23 protein-coding genes are annotated in these 26,904 nt (G+C 50.9%); 16 read left to right on the forward strand and 7 right to left on the reverse strand.

What is annotated here, in order from left to right; translation table 11 throughout:
* Positions 1 to 21 precede the first annotated feature (21 nt).
* From AC07N2_RS16520 to leuD, 3 genes are read left to right on the forward strand one after another with little or no spacing between them, the layout of a single operon-like run.
* Positions 22 to 900 (forward strand): alpha/beta fold hydrolase, encoded by an 879-nt coding sequence (locus AC07N2_RS16520; protein ID WP_494779217.1) that lies wholly within the window; start codon positions 22 to 24, stop codon positions 898 to 900.
* A 20-nt stretch (positions 901 to 920) separates the two neighbouring features.
* On the forward strand, positions 921 to 2,351 hold the full coding sequence (leuC, locus tag AC07N2_RS16525) for a 3-isopropylmalate dehydratase large subunit (RefSeq protein ID WP_494779218.1): 1,431 nt from the start codon (positions 921 to 923) through the stop codon (positions 2,349 to 2,351).
* Complete coding sequence (gene leuD, locus AC07N2_RS16530; protein ID WP_494779219.1) at positions 2,344 to 2,970, forward strand: 3-isopropylmalate dehydratase small subunit; 627 nt, start codon at positions 2,344 to 2,346, stop codon at positions 2,968 to 2,970. Before leuC ends, leuD begins: the two co-directional genes overlap by 8 nt.
* Positions 2,971 to 2,993: 23 nt before the next feature.
* Here leuD and AC07N2_RS16535 read toward each other — a convergent pair whose 3' ends face one another.
* On the reverse strand, positions 2,994 to 3,881 hold the full coding sequence (locus AC07N2_RS16535; RefSeq protein ID WP_494779220.1) for a phosphate/phosphite/phosphonate ABC transporter substrate-binding protein: 888 nt from the start codon (positions 3,879 to 3,881) through the stop codon (positions 2,994 to 2,996).
* A complete protein-coding gene (locus tag AC07N2_RS16540) occupies positions 3,878 to 6,232 on the reverse strand; it encodes a putative bifunctional diguanylate cyclase/phosphodiesterase (RefSeq protein WP_494779221.1) in 2,355 nt (784 codons plus the stop codon). The genes AC07N2_RS16535 and AC07N2_RS16540 overlap by 4 nt, the downstream gene beginning before the upstream one ends.
* Positions 6,233 to 6,557: 325 nt before the next feature.
* On the opposite strand from AC07N2_RS16540, the gene AC07N2_RS16545 reads away from it, so the two are divergent.
* The 9 genes from AC07N2_RS16545 (at position 6,558) to AC07N2_RS16585 (ending at position 19,042) form a co-directional block, all read left to right on the forward strand.
* Positions 6,558 to 7,202 carry a DedA family protein gene (locus AC07N2_RS16545; protein WP_494779222.1) on the forward strand — a complete coding sequence of 215 codons (645 nt, stop codon included), beginning with the start codon at positions 6,558 to 6,560 and terminating at the stop codon, positions 7,200 to 7,202.
* 443 nt (positions 7,203 to 7,645) lie between these two features.
* Positions 7,646 to 8,872, forward strand: coding sequence for an efflux RND transporter periplasmic adaptor subunit (locus AC07N2_RS16550; protein WP_494779268.1), 1,227 nt, complete (start codon positions 7,646 to 7,648; stop codon positions 8,870 to 8,872).
* 14 nt (positions 8,873 to 8,886) lie between these two features.
* A complete protein-coding gene (locus AC07N2_RS16555; protein WP_494779223.1) occupies positions 8,887 to 12,051 on the forward strand; it encodes an efflux RND transporter permease subunit in 3,165 nt (1,054 codons plus the stop codon).
* A 1-nt stretch (position 12,052) separates the two neighbouring features.
* Positions 12,053 to 13,549 (forward strand): efflux transporter outer membrane subunit, encoded by a 1,497-nt coding sequence (locus tag AC07N2_RS16560; protein ID WP_494779224.1) that lies wholly within the window; start codon positions 12,053 to 12,055, stop codon positions 13,547 to 13,549.
* Between the two features lie 180 nt (positions 13,550 to 13,729).
* Complete coding sequence (locus AC07N2_RS16565) at positions 13,730 to 14,410, forward strand: winged helix-turn-helix domain-containing protein (protein ID WP_494779225.1); 681 nt, start codon at positions 13,730 to 13,732, stop codon at positions 14,408 to 14,410.
* Entirely contained in the window at positions 14,403 to 15,773 is a 1,371-nt protein-coding gene (locus tag AC07N2_RS16570) for a sensor histidine kinase (protein WP_494779226.1), read from the forward strand. Before AC07N2_RS16565 ends, AC07N2_RS16570 begins: the two co-directional genes overlap by 8 nt.
* A gap of 187 nt (positions 15,774 to 15,960) precedes the next feature.
* Entirely contained in the window at positions 15,961 to 16,392 is a 432-nt protein-coding gene (locus AC07N2_RS16575) for an EamA family transporter (protein WP_494779227.1), read from the forward strand.
* Between the two features lie 90 nt (positions 16,393 to 16,482).
* Positions 16,483 to 16,680: a hypothetical protein gene (locus AC07N2_RS16580; protein ID WP_494779228.1), complete on the forward strand. Its 198-nt coding sequence runs from the start codon at positions 16,483 to 16,485 to the stop codon at positions 16,678 to 16,680.
* A 274-nt stretch (positions 16,681 to 16,954) separates the two neighbouring features.
* Positions 16,955 to 19,042: a putative bifunctional diguanylate cyclase/phosphodiesterase gene (locus tag AC07N2_RS16585; protein ID WP_494779229.1), complete on the forward strand. Its 2,088-nt coding sequence runs from the start codon at positions 16,955 to 16,957 to the stop codon at positions 19,040 to 19,042.
* Positions 19,043 to 19,142: 100 nt separating this feature from the next.
* Here the strand turns inward: AC07N2_RS16585 and AC07N2_RS16590 are convergent, their stop codons facing one another.
* On the reverse strand, positions 19,143 to 19,568 hold the full coding sequence (locus tag AC07N2_RS16590; protein WP_494779230.1) for an organic hydroperoxide resistance protein: 426 nt from the start codon (positions 19,566 to 19,568) through the stop codon (positions 19,143 to 19,145).
* Positions 19,569 to 19,773: 205 nt separating this feature from the next.
* Positions 19,774 to 20,649: a LysR family transcriptional regulator gene (locus AC07N2_RS16595; RefSeq protein ID WP_494779231.1), complete on the reverse strand. Its 876-nt coding sequence runs from the start codon at positions 20,647 to 20,649 to the stop codon at positions 19,774 to 19,776.
* Between the two features lie 103 nt (positions 20,650 to 20,752).
* Between AC07N2_RS16595 and AC07N2_RS16600 the strand changes: the two genes are divergently transcribed.
* Both AC07N2_RS16600 and AC07N2_RS16605 read left to right on the forward strand, forming a co-directional pair.
* The gene (locus AC07N2_RS16600) at positions 20,753 to 21,289 is read left to right on the forward strand and encodes a GNAT family N-acetyltransferase (RefSeq protein WP_494779232.1); all 537 of its coding nucleotides are present in this window, start codon (positions 20,753 to 20,755) and stop codon (positions 21,287 to 21,289) included.
* Positions 21,282 to 22,805, forward strand: coding sequence for an MFS transporter (locus AC07N2_RS16605; protein ID WP_494779233.1), 1,524 nt, complete (start codon positions 21,282 to 21,284; stop codon positions 22,803 to 22,805). Before AC07N2_RS16600 ends, AC07N2_RS16605 begins: the two co-directional genes overlap by 8 nt.
* 84 nt (positions 22,806 to 22,889) lie before the next feature.
* Here the strand turns inward: AC07N2_RS16605 and uraH are convergent, their stop codons facing one another.
* Complete coding sequence (uraH, locus tag AC07N2_RS16610; RefSeq protein WP_494779269.1) at positions 22,890 to 23,243, reverse strand: hydroxyisourate hydrolase; 354 nt, start codon at positions 23,241 to 23,243, stop codon at positions 22,890 to 22,892.
* A gap of 175 nt (positions 23,244 to 23,418) precedes the next feature.
* Here uraH and puuE point away from each other — a divergent pair, with 175 nt between their 5' ends.
* Together puuE and AC07N2_RS16620 are read left to right on the forward strand one after the other, a co-directional pair.
* Positions 23,419 to 24,369 (forward strand): allantoinase PuuE, encoded by a 951-nt coding sequence (puuE, locus tag AC07N2_RS16615; RefSeq protein WP_494779234.1) that lies wholly within the window; start codon positions 23,419 to 23,421, stop codon positions 24,367 to 24,369.
* A gap of 125 nt (positions 24,370 to 24,494) precedes the next feature.
* Positions 24,495 to 25,595 carry a porin gene (locus tag AC07N2_RS16620; protein ID WP_494779235.1) on the forward strand — a complete coding sequence of 367 codons (1,101 nt, stop codon included), beginning with the start codon at positions 24,495 to 24,497 and terminating at the stop codon, positions 25,593 to 25,595.
* 111 nt (positions 25,596 to 25,706) lie between these two features.
* On the opposite strand, the gene AC07N2_RS16625 is transcribed toward AC07N2_RS16620, so the two are convergent.
* Together AC07N2_RS16625 and AC07N2_RS16630 are read right to left on the reverse strand one after the other, a co-directional pair.
* On the reverse strand, positions 25,707 to 26,168 hold the full coding sequence (locus AC07N2_RS16625) for a hypothetical protein (RefSeq protein WP_494779236.1): 462 nt from the start codon (positions 26,166 to 26,168) through the stop codon (positions 25,707 to 25,709).
* 232 nt (positions 26,169 to 26,400) lie between these two features.
* Positions 26,401 to 26,904, reverse strand: a 504-nt coding sequence (locus AC07N2_RS16630) for an aromatic amino acid lyase (protein ID WP_494779237.1), incomplete at its 5' end; no start/stop codon positions are given.

Below are 26,904 nucleotides of genomic sequence, written 5' to 3' on the forward strand. Positions count from 1 at the left end.
GGGCCAATAAAGGAGCAATACATGTTTCCAGGATTCGAACGACAAACAGCAGAAGTGAACGGCGTCAAGATCGCCTATGTAAAAGGCGGCAGCGGCCCTGCTCTGCTTTTGCTGCACGGCCATCCGCAAACGCACGTCATCTGGCACAAGGTTGCGGAAACACTCGCCAAACATTTCACCGTTATTGCCACCGATTTGCGCGGTTACGGCGATAGCGACAAACCTGTCGGCTTGCCGGATCACAGTAATTACTCCAAACGCGTGATGGGTCAAGATCAGATTGCGCTGATGGCAAAGCTCGGTTTCGATCAGTTCCTGCTGATGGGACATGATAGAGGCGGCCGCGTTGCGTATCGCATGGCACTCGATCATCCTGAAGTCATCACCAAGCTGGTCGTGCTCGACGTTGCACCGACGCTGGCGATGTATGAAAAAGCCAATCGCGCCTTCGCCACCGCTTATTACCACTGGTTCTTCCTGACACGCCCAACTCCGTTCCCGGAAACGCTGGTCAATTCGCACCCAGAGGAATACCTGAAGCACACCATCGCTGGCCGTAGCGCCGGCATGAAGCCATTCACGCCAGAAGCCTATGCTGAATATCTGCGCTGTCTGCGCGACCCGGCGACCATACACGGCATTTGCGAAGACTACCGCGCCAGCGCCACCATCGATCTGGACCATGAACGCAAGGATCTGGCTGATGGCAACAAGATTCAATGTCCTATGCTCGCCTTGTGGGGCGCACATGGCGTGATCGAACAATGCTTCAAACCGCTGGAAGAATGGCAGCTGCTGGCAAGCGACGTGCGCGGTCATGCACTCGATTGCGGTCACTACATACCGGAAGACGAACCACAGCTCTTGCTGGACGAAGTCCTGCCCTTCCTCGCCACCTGATTGCCACTGGAAATACTCTCATGTCATCGCGCACGCTTTATCAAAAACTGGTGGACTCGCACACGGTCAGCAAACTGGATGAGCAACATGTCCTGCTCTATGTCGACCTGCACATCATGAATGAATACACCAGTCCGCAAGCATTCGCCGGGCTGCGTGAAAAAGGTCGTACCGTACTGCGGCCGCATCAGCAATTGGCTGTTGTCTCGCACATCATTCCTACGCATCCAGTGAATATGGGACAGCGTGTGATCTTCGATCCACCTTCTGCCCTGCAAGCCACCAACCTCAAAAAGAATTGCACCGAATTCGGCATCACCTTGCTGGATACGAATGATGCAGAACAAGGCATCGAACACATCATCGCACCTGAACATGGTTGGGTACGTCCGGGCATGGTAGTACTATGCGGCGACAGCCACACGACAACTTACGGTGCACTCGGTGCATTGGGTTTCGGCATCGGCACTTCCGAAGTCGAACATATCCTCGCGACGCAAACTTTGGTATATCGACTCGCCGACAATATGCGCATCCGCGTTGATGGCCAGTTACCTGTCGGCACATCAGTCAAGGATTTGGTCTTGCTCATCATCAGCCGCATAGGCGCGCAAGGTGCGCGTGGCTACGCTGTTGAATTCTGCGGGACGACGATAGAAGCGCTGTCGGCAGAAGCACGCATGACCTTGTGCAATATGGCAGTCGAAGCCGGTGCACGCGCGGCGCTGATACAACCGGATACAACAACCTTCGCTTACATCAAGGCACATGCGCCTGAACTCAGCGAAGCTGACTTCTCCAAAGCGATGACAGATTGGGCTGAACTTCATTCTGACGCTGCAGCATCGTTTGAGACTGAACATCACTTCCTTGCTGACGAAGTCGCACCTTATGTGACTTGGGGCACCAGCCCTGACCAAGCGATCCCAATCAACGGCGCGATTCCGCACACACAGGAAGATCAATCCACACGCAACGCGCTGCAATACATGGCGCTATCCGCTGGCGCATCGCTTATCGGCCTGCCGATAGACCGCGTCTTCATCGGTTCATGCACCAATGGACGCATCGAAGATTTGCGTGTCGCTGCAACAATCGTCAAAGGCAAGCATGTTGCATCCAGCGTGCGGGCGATGATCGTGCCAGGCTCCGGCGCAGTGCGTCGTCAGGCAGAACAGGAAGGCTTGGCGGATATCTTCATCAATGCCGGTTTTGAATGGCGACAACCAGGCTGCTCGATGTGCCTGGCGATGAACGATGATGTACTCAGCCCAGGTGAACGTTGTGCATCAACGACCAACCGTAATTTTGAAGGACGTCAGGGACGCGATGGCAGAACCCATCTGATGAGCCCGGCGATGGCTGCTGCTGCTGCCATTACGGGCTGTATCTCAGACGTACGCGAATTGGGAAATACGTTGAAAAATGCGTTGGAGAATAACAATGTCTGATAAAACCTTGATTGAAGGCGTTGCCGCTCCCTTGTTGATCGACAATCTAGATACCGATCAAATCATGCCCAAGCAATTTTTGCGCATCATTGATAAAGCTGGTTTGGCAAAAGGTGTTTTATACGATTTACGCTTTCATCCTGATGGCAGTCTGAAGGAAGATTTCATACTGAATCAGCCGGCTTTCAGCAAAAGCACATTTTTGATCGGCGGCCCCAACTTCGGCTGCGGTTCCAGCCGTGAACATGCGGTATGGGGTTTGCAGCAACTCGGCATAGAAGCCATCGTCGCACCAAGTTACGGCGAAATATTCTTCGGCAATGCGCTCAACAATCGTCTGCTGCTGATCGTGCTGGAACAGGAAAAAATCGCAGCGCTCTTATCGGATATCGAACAAGGCAAAACTCATCTGAAGATCGATCTGCAGGCGATGACGCTCAGCAGCGCCACGCACATCTTCCCGTTCACTCTGGCCGCGCGTCACAAGAAGATGATTATCGAAGGTTTGGATATGGTCGGTGCGACCATGCAATTGTTACCGGAGATAGAACAGTTCGAGAAGCGTCATGATGTCGCCGCCCCATGGGCGAAAGTCATGCCGGCTGCACACTCACGATAAAGCAGGTACAGACCAGCCTGGCTTCAAGGCAAATCACGCACGATTTGATAATCCTGATCGCTAACCGGTACAAAACGCGTTACGCTCAGGCCTTGCATCAGGCTGGTATTGGCATTGCCGCCATGGTCTAAAAATACGCCTATGATTTTTTTTCTGGTATCGGCGCACAGCCGACTGCGCAAGACAAATGGATTGCGCGGTATCGCCTGAGATTGCCACAGCGTGCGGAAATCCTCACGTTTGAAACTGCCATTCTCGACAGCCACGGCAAGACTCACACTTGAGATAAATATCGCATCTATCCGTCCCTTGGTCAGATTCGACATGGATAGATCATGTGCACCGCTATACACCACTTGTCCGAAGTACTTCTCCAGTGGCGCCTTGATCACACGTGAAAAAACGTGTCGCGGTATCAATGCTCCGGAAGTACTGTCCGGATCTACCAATGCCACTTTTTTCCCACGCAAAGACACCAGCGTTTTATAAGGACTATCGTTGCGTACCAGCAGAATCGAACGATAGGAAGTATCTTCTCCGCCCTGTCCGGGCAGCTTGCGCGCCACAGTGGCAAAAGCAGTGATGCCCGCATCCTGCTTCTTCGCCGAGACATAGGCAGCAGGGCCAAGACGCGCCAGATCTACCGAACCAGCCAGCAAGCCTTCCACCACAGCACCGTAAGAAGATGGCATCACTACTTCCACCGGCATACCGAGCGAAGTTTGCAAGCTATCAAACAAGGGCTGCAACAAGGCCAGATCTTTTTGCACATCATTTTGCGGCACTAATGAAAATCGTAATCGAGTCAATTTTTCGCATTCAGCTGCCTGCGACGATGCGGTAGCAAGCAACAACACCATCAACAGCACGGAAAAACAATGACGTACGGTGTACAGAAACAATTTTTTCATGATGGCGTAAACCTTCCTCGTTTTAATAGCGCAGGAATATCAACAGCAACCGTCGGACGTTGGAAATAGAAACCCTGCACCTGATCGCAACCTGCGGTTTTCAGATGAACCAACTGCTCTTTGCTCTCCACCCCTTCGGCCACTACCTGCAGCCCAAGGTTGTGCGCCAGCGAAATCGTCGAAGAAACAATGACTGCATCACTATTGTCATTACGAATGTCGCGGATGAAAGAACGATCTATCTTGATCGCATAGATAGGCAACTTCTTCAAATTCTTCAAACCGGAAAAACCTGTACCGTAATCATCCAGCGCGATCTTCAGCCCATTTTTCGTCAACTGTTCCAACACATGATTGGCAGTATCGAAGTCTTCGATGAAGCAGCTCTCTGTCACTTCAATCTCCAGCAGCTCTGGTGGGAGCTGATAATGCGCAAGCGTGCTCATCACCGTTTCCAGCAAAGACTCGTCTTTCAACTGTTTAGGAGAAACGTTGATGGCAATCGGCACCAGCGGCAAGCCTTCTGCCCGCCACCCTGCAATCTGTCTGCACGCTGCATTGATCACCCAACGCCCCAGTGGCACGATCAATTCGTTTTCTTCTGCCAGTGAAATGAAGTCATTGGGATAAATCAAACCATGCTCCGGATGTCGCCAGCGCACCAGCGCTTCCAAACCAACCAGCTTGAACTCCTGTAACTCGACGCGTGGCTGATAGTGCAGACAAAACTCATCATCCCGAATCGCACGCTTGAATCGCGTGAGCAACTCCACATCGCGCACAGAGGAAGCATTCAATGAAGTATCAAAGAATCGATAGGTAGCCGCGCCGGCAGCTTTCGCGCTGTACATGGCAAAGTCAGCATGTGTCAGCAGTGTTTCCACGTTCTGGCCATCGCGTGGATAGAGTGCGATGCCGATGCTGGGACTGACCTCGATGTCGTTGCCATCCAGATCGAGAAAAGGTGTGCGTATTACCTCAACGAGCTTGTCTGCAATCTTGGCGATATCGCTCTCCGATGTCATCTCGGAAATCAACATCACAAACTCATCGCCACCCAAACGCGCCAGCAAATCATATTCACGCAGCGACTCGCGCAATCGTGCAGCCACACCTTGCAACAACAGGTCACCAACCGCATGACCTAGCGTGTCATTGATCAACTTGAATTTATCGAGATCGAGGAAAAACAGCGCATATAACTTCCGACTACGCTTGGCACGCGCCAATTCCGCTGTCGCCATCTCGTAGAACAACATGCGATTGGGAATGCCTGTCAGATAATCATGCGAGGCTTGCAGCAATGCGCGCCCTTTTTCCTGTTCCAGTTGCCCGATCAAATTACGCTTTTCCTGCTCGGACATCGCCAGCACGTTATATAAACGCCGCTGTCTGTATGCGATAACAAACAAACCAAACATCAGCAAGACCACTGCAATCGAAACCAAGATGGCGCGTTGCAGATAATCACTGTGACGCACAGTCAATCGGCCCATCAAATAGCTTTGATCACGCGTCACAATGACGGCAAACGGGTAGCGCTCCAGCACACTGAATACACCGATATCCTGCCCTGACGTGCCAGGACGCGTAGTAGCAAGCACGCCATCCGCATCTGGTTCACTCAAAAACCTGGCGTAGTCGGAGCCGCCATAATCAACACCGGCAGACAGACTGGCATCACTCAGTTCTGCCAATTGATAGCCATCACGCGTGAGTATCTCGATCCGTCCGCCACTTCCCAACTGAACATCCTTGTACAGACGAAGAAAATAGCCCATATCAATGACGGCAGTAAAAAATCCACGTCCTTGATTGGAAGAAGAAAAAGGAATCAGAATCGGCACACGCCATGCAGAGCTATCTGTCGTCGATGGTCGATCAACGATCAATTGATCATCGGCAGGTGCGGCATGTGCAGTCCCTTGTGCCGCCAGCACCAATTGCATCAGCTCCGGTTCCGATTTGCGGTTCGCGGAAGATTGCAGCAAATTCCCTTTGCCATCAAATACAGCCGCACGCAAATAGGCTGGATCACCACTGAGCATGGGATTCAGATACAGCATGGCGGATTGATCGCCTTCCATCATCGAGCGGCCGATTTTTGCGTATTGTGACGCCCGATCCAATACTTCATTCAAATTGGAGGCGACGATGGAAGCAATGTTTTTTTCATCCGCAATCGAGCTTTCTATCACCAGCGTTTTTTCATGCGCCATGCGCGATAACGTCCCCCACCAGATGATGGACAACATCGCGAGCGCCAGCAAAAAGGTGCCGCCGATCAGCCCTCTTTCATCAAGGATGAGATTTTTGCCACATTTTTTCAGGAATTGGAGTACGGATTGCAAAGTGGCGATATGTAAATGAAAGACATGCTGGGCGCAGAAATGCCACGATTGAATGGTATTAGAGAAACATTTCAACTTGATGACAATGGGCAAAACTCATATATGAACAATATTTAATGCTGAGGCCAAGCGACTATTGCCAGCATCAAGGCATAATCACGCCTGAGATAACAAGACGTCATCCCTTTTGACTGACGTCGGCTATTCATAGTGATCGCCGGCAACAACAATGACAGCATCATTTCATTGACGCCTGCACTTCATCTGCTTGCCCGTAAAGAACATGGCTCGCTTCAAGCTTAATTAAAGTTTATAGAAAATAGATATGCAAACAATCATCGATCTGGCACTTAACTGGTTTCTCCACCTGGATGCTCATCTTGCTGAACTGGTGACACTGCACGGCGCATGGATCTATCTGATTTTGTTCCTGGTCATCTTTGTAGAGACCGGCGTGATTGTCATGCCTTTCCTGCCAGGAGATTCCTTGCTGTTTGTCGCAGGCGCATTGGCAGCAAAAGGTTTATTCGATCCGTGGCTTTTGTTTGTGTTGCTGAGCAGCGCCGCCATCATCGGCGATGCACTCAACTTTACGATCGGCACTATCGTCAGGGAAAAGGCGATCGATACGCATCGCATTCCCTTCGTCAAGGAAGAACACATCGCACGTACGCACGCCTTCTTTGAAAAGCACGGTGGCAAGACCATCATACTGGCGCGCTTCGTTCCTATCGTGCGCACGCTGGCACCATTCGTCGCTGCGCTCGGCGCAATGCCGCCGCGTATATTCTTCTTCTACAATGTTACCGGTGCAATTATTTGGGTCGGTTTGCTGGTCGCAGCAGGACATATCTTTGGCACGATTCCCTGGGTCAACCAGAATCTGACCTTGATCGTGATCGGCATCGTCATACTGTCCATCATGCCTGCCGTATTTAGCTGGCTACATTCACGCAAGCAAGCGAAATAAATATTCAGAAAAAATCCTGCTTGCCAAGGTAAGCAGGATTGAAGTGATCACGCCACCACCTTCGCGACCAAGCTCCAGCAAGAAAAATTACCAAGCAATAGTGCATCACTCGAAACACCATCAAGTGCTCCCTGCGCACTGAAATCATAGAGCCATCTTCTATTGATCGGCTCGATCGACCGTCCCTCCCAAAGTATGCTTTCAAGCTTTCTGCCTGATTAAAAAATCAGGCGGCGGCATAAACCTCACCTTGAAAATATGTACATAGCTCTGTGTGCACAAGGAAACATTAATTATCGTTAATGAACTGCCAATCCGGAGTTAATCCACCATTGTGCAAAGTACGACTGCGCCTTCTCACAGCAATGTGAACTGCAGCATTCCTACTTTTTATGGAGTACATCGTGATACGGCAACTGAACGGGAACAATAAAGTGAGCGTCATGTATGAGCACATGACACATCTGGGCTGTGCCAGTCTCGCTACCGCACTGGCCGTCTTCATACTTACGGGCTGTAGCCCCTCAAAGCAAGTGAATACCAAGCTATCCATTCCGGAAGTCACCGTAGTGACCGTTAAACGAGAAAGCATTCCGGTTAGTACAGATCTCCCTGGTCGCACCTCCGCCTATCTAGTTGCACAGGTTCGCGCACGCGTTGACGGCATAGTGCAAAAACGCAGCTTCCAGGAAGGTGTTGACGTAAAAGTAGATCAGGCCTTGTACCAAATCGATCCAGCACCATATCGCGCTGCCTTGGATAGCGCGGAAGCAAGTCTGCAAAAGGCGCAGGCCAACCTCGCGGCGACAACTGTGCAGTCCGAGCGTTACAAAATACTCGTCGATGGCAATGCCATCAGCAAACAAGCTTACGATAATGCGATCGCAGCACAACGTCAGGCCGCAGCCGATGTTGCTACCGGCAAAGCTGCTGTTGCAGTGGCAAAAATAAACCTTGGCTACACCAATGTGGTATCGCCGATTAGTGGCCGCAGCGGCATTTCACAAGTCACGCAAGGTGCGTATGTGCAAGCAAGCGCAGCGACGTTGCTCACCACCGTACAACAAATTGATCCCATCTACGTTGACCTCAATCAGTCCAGCATCACCGGTCTGCAGTTGCGTCGCGATGCGGCTGATGGTCAATTAAAACTGAATGGTGCAACACAAGCCAAAGTAACACTCACGCTGGAAGATGGCTCGCAGTACCCACTGGCTGGCACTCTCCAATTCAGCGGCATTACGGTTGATCCAGCCACGGGCTCAGTGACGGTGCGCGCGCTATTCCCTAATCCAGACCATGCGCTGCTTCCAGGCATGTTCGTGCGAGCACGCCTGGAACAGGGCGTGAATGACAACGCACTGCTCGTTCCCATCCCCGGCGTCAATCACAACCAACAAGGACAGGCTACTGTTCTTGTCGCCGGCTCTGATAACAAAGTTGTGCAACGGACGATACAGACGGCGAACACGCTCGGCGACAAATGGGTGGTGACTGGCGGCTTGAACGAAGGTGAACGCGTGATTGTGGCTGGTCTGCAGAAAATACAACCCGGAATATTAGTACGAGCAGTCGAGTCACCAAGCGAAGCTACGGCGACCGTGGCAAAGCCAAATACTGATGGCGGGCTTCCAGCAGCACAAACGCCTGTGCTTGCACAAGCTAAATAAGGGCGAGCTCCACAATGGCAAAATTCTTCATCAACCGGCCCATCTTTGCGATTGTCATCGCCATCCTCATTATGTTGGCCGGAGGATTATCAATCTGGTCGCTACCTATCGAACAATTCCCGCCGGTCGCGCCGCCTACAGTCCAGATCAGCACGACTTATCCCGGTGCTTCGGCCACGACTGTGCAGAATACGGTCGTTCAGGTAATCGAACAGCAAATGAGCGGGATCGATAACCTGCTGTATATATCTTCGACCAGCGACGATACCGGTCAGTCAACCACTACGTTGACGTTCGCCAGCGGAACGGATCCGAACATCGCACAAGTACAAGTACAAAACAAATTGCAACTAGCCGTGCCCTTGCTACCGGCACAGGTGCAGCAATCAGGCGTACGTGTCACCAAATCGACCAACTCTTTCCTGATGGTGATTGGCTTTGTATCGACCGACAACAGCATGAACAAATTCGACATTGCCAACTATGTCGTCTCCAATGTGCAGGATCCGCTCAGCAGGATCAATGGCGTCGGCAATATGAACGTGTTCGGCACACAGTACGCGATGCGTATCTGGCTCGATCCTGTCAAACTCAACAGCTATGCGCTGACCCCAATTGATGTCAATGCAGCCTTGCAGAGTCAAAACGTGCAAATCTCCGGCGGCCAGCTCGGCGGTACGCCTTCTGTGCAGGGACAGCAACTGAATGCAACGATTACGGAATCAACGTTGTTACGCACGCCAGAGGATTTTGGCAAGGTACTACTAAAGGTCTTGCCGGATGGCTCGCAAGTACGCTTGCGTGATGTCGCACGTATCAATCTAGGTGCGGAAAGCTTTAACGTCGATAACAAGTACAACGGCCGTCCGGCTACCGGTATCGGCATCCAACTCGCGCCAGGCGGCAACGCACTAGCTACAGCCGACGCGATACGGGCACGCATCACGGAATTGGAGCCATATTTTCCGCATGGATTGAAGGTCGTTTACCCGAACGATGTAACGCCTTTTGTCAAAATATCTATTGAGGAAGTAGTCAAGACTCTGCTGGAAGGTATCGTGCTGGTCTTTTTGGTGATGTATTTATTCCTGCAAAACTTTCGCGCCACACTGATCCCATCGATCACGGTACCTGTAGTCTTGCTGGGAACCTTCGGCGTGATGTCGGCGCTCGGTTTTACGATCAATACGCTATCGATGTTTGGTCTGGTACTGGCGATCGGCTTGCTGGTAGACGATGCGATTGTTGTGGTTGAAAACGTCGAACGCGTCATGCACGAGGATGGACTGTCACCTCTTGAAGCGACGCGCAAAGCGATGAGTCAGATTAGCAGCGCGTTGATCGGCGTAGCGCTGGTATTGTGCGCAGTGTTCGTACCTGTCGCATTCTCCAGTGGCACGGTGGGCGGAATTTATCGCCAGTTCTCGCTGACTATTGTTGCATCGATGTTGCTATCCGTGTTCGTCGCCCTCTCGCTCACTCCCGCACTGTGCGCCACCATACTAAAACCGCCACACGAGGATCATGCAGAGAAAAAAGGATTCTTTGGATGGTTCAACCGCAACTTCGACAAAGGACGAGACAAGTATAGCGGTGGCGTGAAAAGCATCATCGCTCGCTCCGGTCGCTGGCTGTTGATCTATGCAGCGCTGATCGTTGTCGTTGGCGTGCTGTTTGTCCGTCTTCCCACATCATTTCTGCCGAACGAGGATCAGGGCTTTCTGTTCGTCCAAGTACAGACGCCGACAGGTACTACTCAGGCGCGTACAGGCTCGGTACTTGATGAGGTCAGCAATTATCTTTTGAAAGATGAAGCGGCCATGGTCGATGCCACCTTCATCGTCAACGGCAACAATAATGCCGGGCGCGGACAGAATCAGGGGCAACTGTTCGTCCGGCTCAAGGACTGGAGTCAACGAACCAAAGCCGATCTGACTGCCAAGGCACTATCCGACCGTATCACCAAACATTTTTCTACAAACAAGGATGCGGTCATTGTTCCGATCAGCCCGCCACCGATTCGCGGTCTGGGTACGGCATCCGGCTTCGACTTCATGCTGGAGGATCGTGGCGGACTCGGTCATGATGCGCTTTCCAAAGCGCGAGATCAACTTCTCGATCTGGCAAAGCAGGATCAAAGTCTGGCACAAGTACGCTTTAGCGGACAGGTTGATAATCCTGCGTTCAAGCTCGATATCGACCGCGAAAAAGCTGCAGCCCTCGGTGTCAATATTGCTGACATCGATCAGACTTTTTCAATCGCATGGGGCTCGCGCTACGTTAATAATTTCCTTGATACCGATGGCCGTATCAAGAAAGTGTATGTGCAAGCCGATGCCCAGTACCGGATGAATCCTGACGACATCAATCAACTATATGTGCGCAACAATATAGGCAGCATGGTTCCGTTTTCCGCTTTCGCTACAACCAAATGGACCTACGGCCCACCACAACTGACACGCTATAACGGCGTCGAAGCGATGGAAATACAAGGTCAGGCAGCGCCGGGCCAAAGCTCCGGTCAAGCCATGATCGCCATGGAACGACTGGCAAAACAACTGCCAACTGGCATCGGTTTCGAATGGACCGGCGTCTCTTTGCAGCAACAGCAGTCGAGTTCGCAAGCACCCTTGCTATATGGCTTGTCGATCCTGGTGGTGTTCTTGAGTCTGGCGGCTTTATACGAAAGCTGGACTGTTCCTCTCTCGGTCATCATGGTGGTACCAATTGGTGTTTTGGGCGCGCTTGGTGCGACTTCATTATTCGGTTTGTCCAATGACGTGTACTTCCAGGTGGGCTTGCTCACCACCATAGGTTTGTCGGCAAAGAATGCGATTCTGATTGTTGAATTTGCCCGTGAGCTTCAATCCACCGGGCGTACAGCACTGCAGGCAGCAATCGAAGCATCCCACATGCGCTTGCGGCCTATCGTCATGACCTCGATGGCCTTTGTACTGGGCGTACTGCCGCTTGCATTGGCGAATGGTGCTGGTTCAGCCAGCCAGAATGCAATCGGTACTGGAGTGATAGGCGGTACGCTGACTGCGACCTTTCTCGCAACGTTCATGATCCCCATGTTTTACGTAGTGATCGTCAACAAGCTCAGCAAAAAGAAGCCATCGAACGCGTCGGCACAGCCATTGACGATCACAGCAGAGCCAGGCACAGGAGAGCATTGAAATGAAACCAAGCAGATACGCCGCCAGTGCGTTCGCCATGATCCTTGTCGCAGGCTGTTCGCTCCAGCCCATATACAAACAACCAACAGCGCCAGTCTCTACGGCCTTCCCCACAGGAGACGCCTACAGGACTTTGCCAAACAGCACAGGCAGCACTACATTGCCCGCTGCAGAGATCGGCTGGCGCAACTTCCTCCCTGACCCGCGCTTGCAACGGCTGGTCGAACTGGCACTGCAAAACAATCGGGACTTGCGCATCGCCGTGCTGAACGTCGAGAAAGTGCAGGCGCAATACCGCATTCAGCGTGCCGCACTGTTTCCGAAGGTGAACGCTGGTGTCAGCACATCAAATTCACGAACACCGGGAAGTCTGACGACCAGTGGTAACCCTTCAATATCCCATGACTATTCGGCAGATATTTCCGCCTCATGGGAAGCCGATTTCTTCGGTCGCCTGCGCAGCCTGTCGGATGCCGCGCTCGAACAGTATCTGGCAAGCGCACGCGCACGCCAGGCTGCAGAGATATTGCTGGTGTCACAAATCGCCAACCAGTACCTCACTACCCTCGCATACGACGAGCAGCTTGCGGTAACGCAAAGTACCTTGAAGGTTGCGCAATCGGCATACACCATCGTGAAGCTGCAATTTGATACTGGCACTGCTTCGGAACTGGATCTGCGTCTATCGCAAACCGTGGTCGAACAAGCGCAAGTCAATTACGCCACCCAGACCCGTTTGCGTGCACAAGCAGAAAATGCGCTGGTACTGCTAGTCGGTCAGCCCTTACCGCTAGACTTGCCGCCTGCCGTCAAACTCGGCGCGCAACCTATCCTCGCCGACATCCCTGCCGGATTGCCGTCCGATCTGCTGCAACGCCGTCCGGACATTCTGCAGGCTGAAGCACTCCTGCGTTCGGAAAATGCAAACATCGGTGCAGCACGCGCAGCATTTTTCCCGCAGATTTCGTTGACGGGTTCTCTCGGTTCGGCCAGCGCAACACTCGGTGGATTGTTCGCAGCCGGGTCGAGTGCGTGGTCGTTCGCACCGTCATTGCTTGCACCTATCTTCAACGCCGGTGCCAACCAGGCCAATCTGGATGTAGCGAAGATCCAAAAGGATATCGGTATCGCACAATACGAGAAAGCCATCCAGACTGCGTTCCGCGAAGTATCCGACGGACTGGCTGCGCGCGGTACCTATGACGATCAGCTAGCAGCGCAGCAACGCTATACGGACGCCCAGCAACGCCGACTGGAACTGGCAAATATGCTCTACAGCAGCGGAACCGATAGCTATCTTGGTGTACTGACTGCCCAAACCGACTTGTACAGCGCACAGCAAGCACTGATCACCGCACGTTTGAATCGCTTGACCAGCTTGGTTGATTTGTACCGCGCACTTGGTGGTGGCTGGATACAACACAATGGTGATACACCACGACTGGATACCTCAACAGCGGGTGTAACAACAAACTCACCACCCTCAATTACTCAATAAAACAAGAATGAAGTTGGTATTTCTGACAAAATCAGTTCGCTACGCCTGCTACATTATCTGTGTCGAACAATTGCAACAGGATCAACTGATGATTAGTATCTCACCCAAAAAACCTGGGCATTAGATACTAGGCAAGAGGATTTTTCGCACTCCGCACTCAATTATCAAACTAGGTATGTCATGAAATTATTGATCGTTGAAGACAACGAGCGTGTCGCCCACTTCCTCAAGAAGGGTTTGAGCGAAGCTGGCCATACGACCGATCATGCGGACAATGGCCGCGATGGCATGTTTCTCGCTGTAAGCGAATCCTATGATGCGATCATCATGGATCGCATGCTACCGGGCAATATCGATGGCTTGTCCATCATCGAGACCTTGCGCAAGGATGGAAACAAGACCCCTATCCTGATCCTGAGCGCCCTTTCCGATGTTGATGATCGCATACGTGGCCTCAAGAGCGGTGGTGACGACTATTTGGTAAAGCCATTTGCTTTCGGTGAACTTCTTGCACGCCTTGACGCACTCCTTCGGCGTACACAAGACACCCGGGCCGAGACGACACTTGTATTCGACGATCTGTCGATGGATCTGCTTTCCCATAAAGTTACCCGTGCAGGTAAGGCGATCGCGCTACAACCGCGTGAATTTAAATTACTCGAATACCTGATGCGTCATGCCAATCAGGTAGTGACGCGCACCATGTTGCTTGAGAACGTGTGGGACTACAATTTTGACCCGCAAACGAATGTCATCGATGTCCATGTCAGTAAATTGCGCCAAAAGATCGATGCAAATTCCGAGCGGTCGCTGCTGAAGACCATACGCAACTCGGGTTACATGCTCACTACCGATGATTAAATCTTTACGTTTTTCAGCACTGAATATCGCGCTCATCTATATCTCGGCGAGCTTGATTGCACTTGCCTTGTTCGCCATTCCTCTCGGATATTCATGGCACAACACAATTGAACAAAGCAGAGCCGAGGTACTGCAAGCTGATGCACAAAAGTTGATTGATATTTTTCTCGCTAAAGGTGGTGCTGCCCTTTCTTCCGCAATAGAAACACAAGTTGGAGGACAACTTGAAAATGTAGAGAACACGATCATCCTGTTCACTGACCCCACCTTTAGAAAACTCGCGGGCAATCTGGCAGCATGGCCGAAGGAGTTTAATCAATCAGCGCAGAAAGACACCGTCTCGATAGATGTAGAAGGTCGCACGGTGAGCGCCACCTTGTTACACAAGGCACTGCCCGGTGGATATCACCTATTGGTAGGACGGGACACGGGTCGCTTTGAAAAACTCGAAATGCTCTTTTTTTATGGGCTAATAGGTGCGGCCAGTATCGTCTTGTTACTTGGTATAGCTGGTGGTTTTTTGGTACGACGCACTCTACTTTCGCGAGTACATGACATCAATCAAGCTGCTTCCGCGATCATGCAGGGCAATCTCTCGCACCGACTTCCAGCCCATAAAGGTGAAGATGAGTTTAACGTTCTCGTAGAGACAGAGAATCGCATGCTGGATCAGATTGAACATCTGATTGATGGCGTCCGAAACGTATCGAATTCGATTGCGCATGACTTGCGTACGCCACTGGCGGAACTCCGATTCCGTCTTGAGGAGCTATCGTTGACTCGTCCCGATCCAGAACAAACTTTTGCAGGAATCGATAGTGCAATCGCCGACGTAGACCGCGTCATCAGCATCTTCAACGCCTTGTTACGCCTGACGGAGATTGATGCCGGCACGCGGCGTGCCGGATTCATAGAAATGGATACCGCTAAAGTAGCAAGTGAGGTTGCAGAATTTTACCAACCCGTTGCAGAGCTACAGGGCGTCACGCTTTCATTCATATCATCGAAGCCGCTCACACTTGCCGGTGACCCACTGCTTCTGGCACAGGCAATCGGAAACCTGGTCGACAATGCACTTAAGTATGCACAAAAAAACGGAAAAATTACGATCCAGGCATCCCGTCGTCAAGATGGAACAATTGCGATCGCTGTGATGGACAATGGCCCCGGCATCCCCGATGAAGAAAAACCAAAAGTGATAGGCCGCTTTTATCGCAGTGATACAAGTCGCGGCACGCCGGGAGTAGGACTCGGCCTCAGTCTGGTCGCAGCAGTTGCAAAACTACACGGTGGCAGTCTTGAATTGAGCGACAATCACCCTGGATTGATCGCAACCTTGATCCTCTCTGTTTCTGGTAACTAGACACTTGATTTACATTCAAAACTGGCGCACGTTTAGAACATCTCTGAGTATCAAAGTAAGTACGCGATTGCAATGATCAGCATTGAATTCAATGGGAGTTGAGTCTAGCGACAAAGCAGCTGACTTCCCTATGTTGGGCCTGCCGCGGGTTTACACTATTGCGACTTCATCTTCTACGAAGGACATTATGAACTTACAGTCAAACTGGGTTGCGTTCGCACTAGGATCCGCTTTTTTCGCAGCGCTCACCGCAATCTTCGGCAAGTTGGGTGTAACCGGACTGAATTCTGACCTCGCCACATTCATCCGTACCGTCGTCATTCTCGGCGTGTGCTGCCTCATCATCTCGCTACGCGGTGAATGGCAATCCCCAGATTCGATCAGCGCTCGTAGTTGGCTGTTCCTGATCCTGTCCGGCATCGCCACCGGTTTGTCATGGCTTTGTTATTACCGTGCGTTGCAACTAGGTCCCGTCAGCAAAGTCGCACCTATAGATAAATTAAGTGTCGCACTTGCAATCTTGCTGGCGGTGATTTTTCTTGGTGAGAAACTGAGCTGGGCTACCGCACTGGGCGCTGGCTTAATCGTTGCCGGTTCTATCGTTCTGGTTTTATTCTAAAAACATCACCAGCAATACTTGTTAATTAATGTAATGCAACGTCGAGAAAAATCGTTTTTCTTTAATGCATTTAACCTGGAGACAAAGATCATGAAGTTTCTAAAAAATATGGCTTCTCTATCGGCATTGTTAGTCATGACAGCATGTAGCAACACTCCCGCCAAGCAAGGCACATCAGAACCATCCCCAACTCCGAATACAACAATGTGCACGATGGACATCAAGCAATGTCCTAGCGGGAAATCGGTTGGTCGTAGTGGCCCACATTGCCAGTTTGTTTGCGACTAATTCATACCGTTTGCAGATAATCTCGTGCGCGGCACCTCTCATATTTATGGGAGGTGCATTAAATTATTTTTTCTGAAAAATGCATACACACAACACATGCCCGCTGACACTAAAAGACATGTCATAAATTTGTTAATTTTATTGACGAGAATCAACAGTAAATATAAGGTGATTTAACAAATTCACGTTTTCGGCTGATTGCTAGCCGGATGACTGGAGAAATACTGCCACCGTGTAATTGCGCAATGTTCTGCCTTATTGAATGAGGTACGTCATGCTAAGTGCAAGTTATAACTCGTCATTGGTATTTCTCTCTTTTCTGGTCGCCGTTCTGGCGTCTTACACGGCACTGAATCTGGCCGGCAGAATCAACTCTCTCCGCGGAAAAAATATCTTTGGGTGGCTGACCGTCGGGGCGGTCGCGATGGGAGTCGGGATCTGGTCCATGCATTTCATAGGCATGCTGGCGTTTCAACTGCCTATACCACTGAGCTACGATTTTCAGATTTCGGCCTTGTCTTTAATCATTGCTGTGCTCGCATCTGGATTTGCGCTTTGGCAAATTAATCGGCCGCAGCTTCCGCTCACTCATCTGGTTGTTAGCGCCGTTATTATGGGTTTCGCTATCGCCGCCATGCACTACACAGGCATGGCTGCATTACGCATGAGCCCCGCTATCGAATATGACATCTTGCTATTTACCGCTTCTATTGCGATCGCAATCCTTGCATCGGGTGTAGCACTGTGGATCGCATTCAAGCTGCGCAAAGACACACGCCATACGAAAAACTTCAGAGCTCTGGCTTCCATCATTCTGGGCGGTGCCATTGTTGGCATGCATTACACAGGGATGGCTGCAGCCAATTTCCCTATCGGTAGTATTTGTACGGCAGCAGCCGATGGCATCGAGCCTAGTCGCCTAACTATCTTTGTCACTGCCGCTACGTTGGCCATTCTGATACTTGCATTATTAACGTCCGTTCTGGATGCAAGATTAGAGTCGCACACAGCCAAACTCGCACGCTCACTAGCTGATGCGAACTCAAAATTGACGCAACAAACGCTACATGACAATTTAACGAAACTGGCAAATCGTGGTTTTCTGGAAGATAGGCTGAAGCAAATGCTAGCGGATGCCACCCGTGAAAAAAGCCGATTCGCCATCATGTTCATTGATCTGGATGACTTTAAAACCATCAATGATTCGCTCGGCCACCACACGGGGGATTTGTTACTGATCGAAGTCGCAGCGCGTATCCGTAACAGCCTGCGCGAGCAAGATACGGTCGCTCGTTTGGGCGGTGATGAGTTTGTGGTTTTGATCGACATCATTGATCCGGAAGATGCGGCACCCGTCGCCAATAAACTGGTCAATATCATCAATCAACCATTTCAAATAAACGGCTATGATTTTTGTATCTCAAGCAGTATCGGTGTTGCCATCTTTCCTGAGGATGGCGTCACTGATCATGACTTGTTAGTCAATGCCGATGCAGCGATGTACCACGCCAAAAATACCGGCCGTGCGAGCTATCGCTTCTTCGAAACCTCGATGAATACCAACGCACACAACCAACTCCAATTCATACAAGATCTACGTAATGCATTGAGGCGTGGCGAATTCTATTTGGATTACCAGGCAAAGTTTCACGCAGTTGGTGGCGCTGTTGCGGGAGCTGAAGCCTTGTTGCGCTGGAAGCATCCAACGCGCGGGATCATTGAACCTGATGACTTTATCCCCACTGCGGAAAAAACGGGATTGATAGTCCCCATCGGAGAATGGGTGCTGAATGAAGCATGCAGGCAAATGCGTGTATGGCATGACGCTGGTTACTCAACATGGAAGATTGCGGTTAATGTATCAGCGATCCAGTTCCGTCAAGATAGCCTGGTCGAATTAGTCGCGGCAACACTCACGAGAAATCGCCTGCCTGCGAACTGCCTGATTCTGGAAGTAACGGAATCAACTGCGATGTATAACGTAGAGACTAGTTTGCTTGTATTAAAAAGACTGGCTCAATTAGGCGTGGAAATTTCGATCGATGATTTTGGCTCTGGTTACTCCAGCCTGCTCTATTTAAAACGCATGCCGGCCAGTGAGCTGAAAATTGATCGCGGCTTCATACGCGAACTTTCACATGGAACTAACGATGCGGCTATTGTTGCTGCGATCATCGCCTTGGGACATGCGCTGAACTTACGTATAGTTGCGGAGGGAATTGAAACCGATATGCAACAAGATTTCCTCACATCTTTGGGTTGCGACACGCTGCAAGGCTATTTGATGGGACGACCTGTATCACCTCAGCAATTCATGAATGAGGTTCATGCAATGTCTGCCTCAAAAATCGCATCGCATTAATACAGTTGAATTGAAACCGACTTGCATCCCAAAAGAATTCGCGCTTAGAACACGGTCCTACTTACTCATGTAAGTAGGATGTTGGTATATGTGTTCTTGATCAGACCAAGGTCAAGGTGACGTCGATATTGCCGCGCGTTGCATTTGAGTATGGGCAAACAACGTGAGCTTTTTCAATCAGTGCTTCAGCTACTTTTCGGTCAAGTCCAGGCAGTGATATCTCCAGCTCGACTTCAATACCAAAGCCGGTTGGAATTTGACCGATGCCGACATTTCCTTGCACGGTTGCATCTTGCGGGAATGCGATTTTTTCACGTGCAGAGACAAATTTCATTGCCCCGAGAAAACAGGCAGAATAACCAGCGGCGAATAGTTGCTCCGGATTGGTAACCGCACCGCCTGCACCACCGAGTTCTTTCGGTGTACCCAGCTTGACATCCAGCACGCCATCGGATGAGACGGCACGACCATCACGACCGCCAGTTGCGGTTGCATGAGCACGGTAAAGGACTTTATCGATCGACATCGTTATTCTCCTGAAATTGATTCATTCAAAAAATTCAGCGATTTGTTTTGACCGGCTCACTGCTTACCGGAGCGAACATGACGACTATTCAATCACACATCAACTATCCATAAATTCTATCGCTACATTGATGCCTCATTAACTCACTTAGTACGTGTTGAGAAATTTGATACGCAAGGCATAGACACATGCTGGCGATATAAATTCAAAGCACAGTATGCAGCAATTCTGCCAAACGTTTTTGCACCCACTGTGTTGTGGTGTCGGGTTGATGTCCTTGCAACCAAAGCATGCGGACCGACAGTACCGGCAGCGTAAATTCTTCACAAGGAAGCTCCTGCAACTGCAATCGGTATTCTTCGTACTCGGCAATATTCAGAGGAAGTATGGCCCAACCGATCCTATCAGCCGCCATGGCGGCAATACTGTAAAAACTATCTGAGCGCCAAACGGAAGGACTGAGTGCCGGATCGGAAAAATCATCCATGTGCATCAACAATTGACGATGCTTGGCGAGATCTCTTTGCGTGATTTTTTTGATTTTTGTGAGTGGATGCCCTCGCCCGACAAAGATTCCCTGCGGCACGCTGCCAATATGCTTTTGCGCAAACGATAGCGAACTTGGCCCGCGGTCGAAATGAAAGGCCACGCTTGCTCGCTGCTTTTCGACATACTCGGCGACCTCGGTTGCGGTTCCGTTAAGCAGGGTTAATTCTAGTGAGGGGAAATGTTCGGATACTTCTTTCACCAAAGCACCTACGGCCAGATACGGCAATGCTTCATCCAATGCCAATGACAGCTTGGCCTGCTGCCCTCCCGCAAACGATAACGCGCGCTGATCCAATCCTTCGGCCTGGCGTAATAATTCCCGCGCTTCCAGCAGCATCACTTCGCCGGCTGGTGTCAGTTGCACATTGCGTCGGGAGCGATCAAACAACTCGAAGCCAAGATCCGCTTCCAGCAAGCCTATCGCCGTACTGACAGCGGATTGCGCTTTACCCAAACGACGTGCAGCCGCAGAGATCGATCCTGCCTCTGCGGTCGCGACAAATTGCTTCATGCGATCTATAGTCCATTCCATCCATCTATTTTATAGATAGTACTTAACTTTGTCTAAATCTAATATTGATAGATGATAGATAACGTTACACAACAAATCGGCTCTTTTTAGAGTCAAATTAGTCATGAATCAAAAATCCATTTCTCCAAAAACTGTCACCATAAGCTGGTGTACAGACACCGCACAGACCGAAGCGCTTACCCAGCTCTTCGTGATGAATGCGCGCGCAGAATACATCTCACACTCGGAGCTGCAAGGTCCGCGTGCAGAAACGCCTACCCGCTGGCGTGGCGATCTTGCTGCAACACTACGTGCAGAGTTTCAGGCTAGCCTCGCACAAGATCCATCGAGCGCAGACAGCTTGATCGCAGTTGCAAACATCGACGGTGTCATCGCCGGAATGGCGCTTGTCTCGATCGGTAGCCAAGATGCGTCTACTCCTTATGCATCGCTGGACGATCTGATCGTGCACCCGGATTATCGCGGTGCAGGTTTAGGTCATCAGTTGATCGTATGGGTAGAACAGCAAATGCTGATGCGTGGTATCACACGCCTGTTCCTTGAAAGCGGTGTAGAGAATCATGCTGCCCATCGTTTTTTCAAGACGCATGGTTTTCAAGCCGTATCCGTCGTGATGATGAAGGAGCTTAGTAATGAATAAGCATATCCTCACACAAAATCCTGCCAAGCCTTCTTCCAGTCGTTGGCTGGTATTGGGCATCGTCTCCATCGCTCTACTGCTCATCGTCGTAGATATGACGGTGCTGTATACGGCATTGCCACGTCTGACAGCCGATCTGTCGGCATCGGCTTCTGCCAAGCTCTGGATCGTCAACATTTATGCCTTGATCGTTTCCGGACTGTTGTTGGGAATGGGCACGCTAGGCGACAGGCTGGGACACAAATCTCTGTTTATTGCCGGGCTTGTGATCTTCTGCATCGCCTCTTTGTGCGCTGCATATTCACCAACATCCGGTGCATTGATTGCATCGCGCGCGCTGCTGGCTGTTGGCGCAGCAATGATGATGCCGGCAACGTTATCCATCATTCGCCTAACCTTTACCGATGAAAACGAACGCTCTGTCGCGATTGGTATCTGGGCAGCAGTCGCATTTGGCGGTGCTGCGCTGGGACCTGTCGTCGGTGGACTTTTGCTTGAGTATTTCTGGTGGGGTTCCGTCTTTCTCATCAACGTACCTATCGTGCTGGCAGCAATACCGTTGGCATGGATGTATATACCGAAAGGACAAGCGAACAAGACACGTCCCTGGGATTTTGTCGGCTCATTGCAGATCATGGCTGGTCTGGTTGGCCTAACGTATGCCCTCAAGGAAGTCGGCAAGCGCGATCCTTCCTGGGGAATCGCTGTTGTTGCGCTGCTGATAGGCATCGTATTTCTCGCTATTTTCGTGAGACGCCAGCAACGTAGTCTGCATCCGCTCATCGATTTTTCTCTTTTCAGAAATACGATGTTTTCATCCTCTGTAGGTGCAGCGATCATCGCCGGTGCAGCGCTCCTCGGTATGGAGCTGGTATTTACCCAGCGTTTGCAATTAGTACTCGACATGTCACCGCTGGAGGCGGGTATTTTCATACTCCCGCTCTCGCTTGCTGCCTTCGCGGCCGGCCCACTGACGGGACGTATATTGCCGCGTCTGGGTAGTGCTTTTGTCTTGTCGCTCTCATTGTTGATAGCTGGACTGGGCATGGGTGCATATTTGTTTCTGCATGATGCAGCGACTGGCATACAGGTCGCTTGTTTGATCGTGCTCGGAGCTGGCATCGGTGCGGCCATGACCGCTGCATCCAGCACAATCATGCAAAGCGCTCCCACTGACCGTGCCGGCATGGCAGCTTCCATCGAGGAAGTTTCCTACGAATTGGGTAGCGTCGTCGGCGTCACCTTGATGGGAAGCATCTTGTCCCTGGTGTATGCAAGCCGACTGGTATTACCCGATAGCATGGCCTTGCCAGACATTACCTGGGACAGTCTGGATGAAGCGCTCATCGTGAGTAAAGATTTGACGCCGGATATGGCGCAGATGGTCAATGCTGCGGCTCGCACTTCATTCGATGGTGCATTCGTAGCCGTCATGGCGACAGCCACATTGTTGTTGCTTGTCACTGCAACAGTCGTTTGGTGGAGTAATCGTAAAGCCGCTTCCAATCGGCTTTAAATAACGAACTGCGCTTAGCAACACGCCCCTATTTACTTTCGTAAGTAGGGGCGTTGTTGTTATAACCGTGGCTAAGAGAGGTATTCAGCTGCCTCGGTAAGTCGAATATGACCAAGGCGATACCACCAAAGGTACGTGATAATTCTGCGTTGCATCTGCAATACCGAAGGCCAGCACCACTTCATCAACAAACCTCGGCGATGGCAAATCCACACCCTGCCCGGCAAAATAATCGCCGGCGGAAAATACCAGTTCATAGCGCCCTGCCTGCATTTCCTCGCCTTGCAACAAGGGTGCATCGCAGCGACCATCCTGGTTGGTAATCGCGTTCTTGAGCAATTTCTTGCCAGTATTGTTGATCGCATACAACGCCACTTTGACGCCTGCGCCTGGTTTTCCCTGCGTAATATCCAACACATGTGTACTCAGTTTTCCCATCATTTCCCCCTATAGTTCAGCGCCGCATTACTCTTGGTCTCTGGCGCAGATCATATACCGCTAACCTTTGATCTATATACGATTCACCTTATATCAATCATCACTTCAGAAGACATAATTCAATGCAAATAAACATAAAGCCGCATCACGAGTCATCACGACAAAGGCTGGAGACATGAGCAAGCAATCTTACCCCCGCGATCTGATCGGTTACGGCCGCAAGCCGCCGCATGCACTATGGCCAGGACAGTCCCGCATCGCCTTGCAATTTGTCCTGAATTACGAAGAAGGTGCAGAAAGTTCTGTCCTCGACGGCGATGCCGGTTCAGAGACTTTTCTCTCCGAAATCATAGGTGCGCAAAGTTTCCCGGCGCGCCACATGAGTATGGAGTCACTCTATGAATACGGCTCCCGTGCCGGTCTGTGGCGCCTGCTCCGCATGTTTGAAGAACGCAAGATACCGCTGACGATATTCGGCGTGGCTCGCGCCTTGCAACGCAATCCCGAAGCCGTCGCCGCCTTCCGCGAACTCGGTCATGAAATCGCTGCGCATGGTCTGCGCTGGATCAGCTATCAAAACGTCGACGAAGCAACCGAGCGCAAACATATAGCCGAAGCTGTTTCCATCATTCGCGAGCTGACCGGCAGTGCACCGCTGGGTTGGTACACCGGACGAGATTCTCCCAACACTCGCAGGCTGGTCATGGAACACGGTGGCTTTTCCTATGATGCCGACAGCTATGCCGACGACCTGCCGTACTGGGAACAAGTTGCCCATAACGATGCAAACGGCAAACCAGTCACAGCGCCACAACTAATCGTTCCTTACACGCTAGATACCAACGACATGCGCTTCGCAGCACTGCAAGGCTTCAACTCTGGTGCGCAATTTTTCGACTATTTGAAAGATGCGTTCGACGTCTTGTACCGCGAAGGTGATCCGCAAGGATTGAACCAGCCGAAGATGCTGTCGGTCGGTCTGCATTGCCGCCTAGTCGGTCGACCTGGACGCGCAGCAGCTCTGGCGCGCTTCCTGGATTACGTGCAAGCCCATGATCAGGTTTGGATCACGCGTCGGATTGATATCGCCAATCACTGGCGCGCTACTCATCCGTTTTCTACTTAATTTCTCAAGTTTTTTTACCGGCGTGGCGGTTCCACGGATAGCTGTTCAGACACAGACGTGTGTTTCTTCAGATGAAGGTGACCCAGAAGTATATTTTTCTATATATAAAAAATCAGGAGACAGGGATGTACCCAGCTAAAAACAAGTTCAAAAAACTGCAACTCGTCATTGCTATCAGCGCAGCGGTCGCGCTGCCTGCAATGGCACAATCATCAGTCGAAGTAACAGGTCTGGTCGATAACTATGTCGGCTCGATGAAATACAGTGGAGACACAGGACGTACCAACAGCGTCAACAGCGGCGGCTTGACCACATCATGGTTCGGCTTCAAAGGCACCGAAGATCTCGGTGGCGGACTCAAAGCCAAATTCAATCTGACCTCTTTCTTCCGTGCTGACACCGGCGCTTCCGGCCGCTTCAACGGCAATGAAACATTCTTCTCGCGCGATGCCAACGTAGGTCTGGTCGGAAACTTTGGTGCGATTTCGCTCGGTCGCGATTTGGCGCCTAACTTCCTGCCATCGATTTTGTTCAATCCGTTCGGTGATTCATTTCAACTTTCACCGCTAATCCTGCACATGGATGTGCCTTGGTTCAATGCCTCCGGCTGGACCAACACGATAGCTGGCGACACTGGCTGGAGTAATGAAATCATCTACACCACGCCAGATATCGGCGGCCTGAAAGCCAACTTCCATTACCAGTTCGGCGAAGTAGCAGGCAAGTCAGGTAAAAACAACGTCGGCGCCAACGTCTTGTACTTTAATGGCCCATTGGCACTGACTGCGTTCTACCAAAAGGTGAAGGTTAACAATCCGCTGGATCTGTCACCTAACAATGTTCAGCCAGCCACCAATATTCCACTGTTAAGCGGGATGACAGCAGCACGCCAAACAGCATGGTTTGTCGGCGGTAGCTACGACTTTGCCGTGGCCAAGCTGTTTGCCACCTACAACCAGACTGCACATGATATTGACTTCAAGGACAAGACTCTGCAACTGGGTACCAGCATCCCGCTGGGCCAAGGCGCGATTCTCGCTTCCTGGGCCAATACCAAGCGTGATGGCCTGGCAATCGGCTCTGGACTCAAGCGCAATACTGCATCAGTTGGTTACGACTACAACCTGTCGAAACGCACTGATCTGTACGCGATCTATATGTACGACAAGATTACCGAGCAGTCTGTAGGTAACAGTTTGGCCTTGGGTCTGCGCCATCGCTTCTGATGGTCAGATAGCTTGATACAAGCAAGCTAATCCCATTTCAAACGCGCAGATTGTTTATGCAATCTGCGCGTTTTTTATTTGGCTTTTTACGGGGAAAAACTATATTTTGTTTTAATCAGGAGTTAACTCATTTATTAAACGAACAAAAGAAAGGCCATTTTCGATGCTGTAGACATGGCCGGTTTCTCCTTTAAATACTTGGAACGTCGTTGGTGCGTTATTAGCGGAAAAGTGTTTCCCATCAGGGCGTTCGAACTGCATAGAAAGGTTAGCCCCGCACGTTAATGAGCCAATCTTAGGATCGGCGTTGATGACGTGATAGGTGTTTGCAGTAACTGTGAGACCTTTATCCAAGATAGCCTTGAACTCTGCAGCACTCAACCCACGAAGATTTTCGCCCTTGCTTTGAATCGTTAAAGCCTGCAACACACCGTTCCTAGCCAGAGCAAGGAAACTAGTTTTTGTGTCTGCAGACCAGCATCCCGTGGCATCTATTTTCTCTTCCATGCATCCACTAACGAGGAGCACCAGTGCAGTCGCTAAAGCACACTTGGTAAAAGTATTATTTTTCATTTCAACGTCTCCCTTTTATTTTAATAACCTACTTGGCTTAGTAGATTAAGCCAAATTTTTGACATAACACGCAAGCATACATAGATTATGACTGATGGTGATGACGAGACTTTGGTCAACTGCTACTCAATACCGATCCCAATAAAAAAGAGCCACGATAACGTGGCTCTTTTTTATATTCAGCGATAAGGAAAACGATCAATGTGATCGCATCATCCCTGCCTAGCAACGATCAGACAAATTCGCCGATTTGCTTGACCACCGCCTCACGCACCGACCCGCTGGTCACAAAGGAATGCGCCATCTGAATATCGTTGTGGAACCAGCGATCGCCATCCAGACAAGCCGGAATCTGCTTGCGGATCTCGTCATACGCGGCCTGTGTACCCTGACCCAGCACAAAGCCCGGCAGTAAATCTTCCGTCATCGTCAAAGCCTGTGCTGCCAGCAGCATCTCCACACCAATGATGTATTGCGTGTTGTTCACTACCGTTGCTGCCTTGCGGGCACACCAGGTCGAGTTCGAGACGTGATCTTCGCTATTACCTTTGGCTGGAATGCTGTCGACGCTGCCCGGCATGCACAGGGTGCGGTTTTCCATCACGAGGGAGCTGAGTGAACATTGCACTACCGGATAGCCGGTGTTGACACCGCGCACACCACTCATCAGGTTACGTGGCAAACCCCACGACAAGGTTGGATCGATCAGACGTGCTACACGGCGTTCGCAGATGCT

Source organism: Herminiimonas sp. GW821-FHT09C12, from assembly GCF_059416385.1.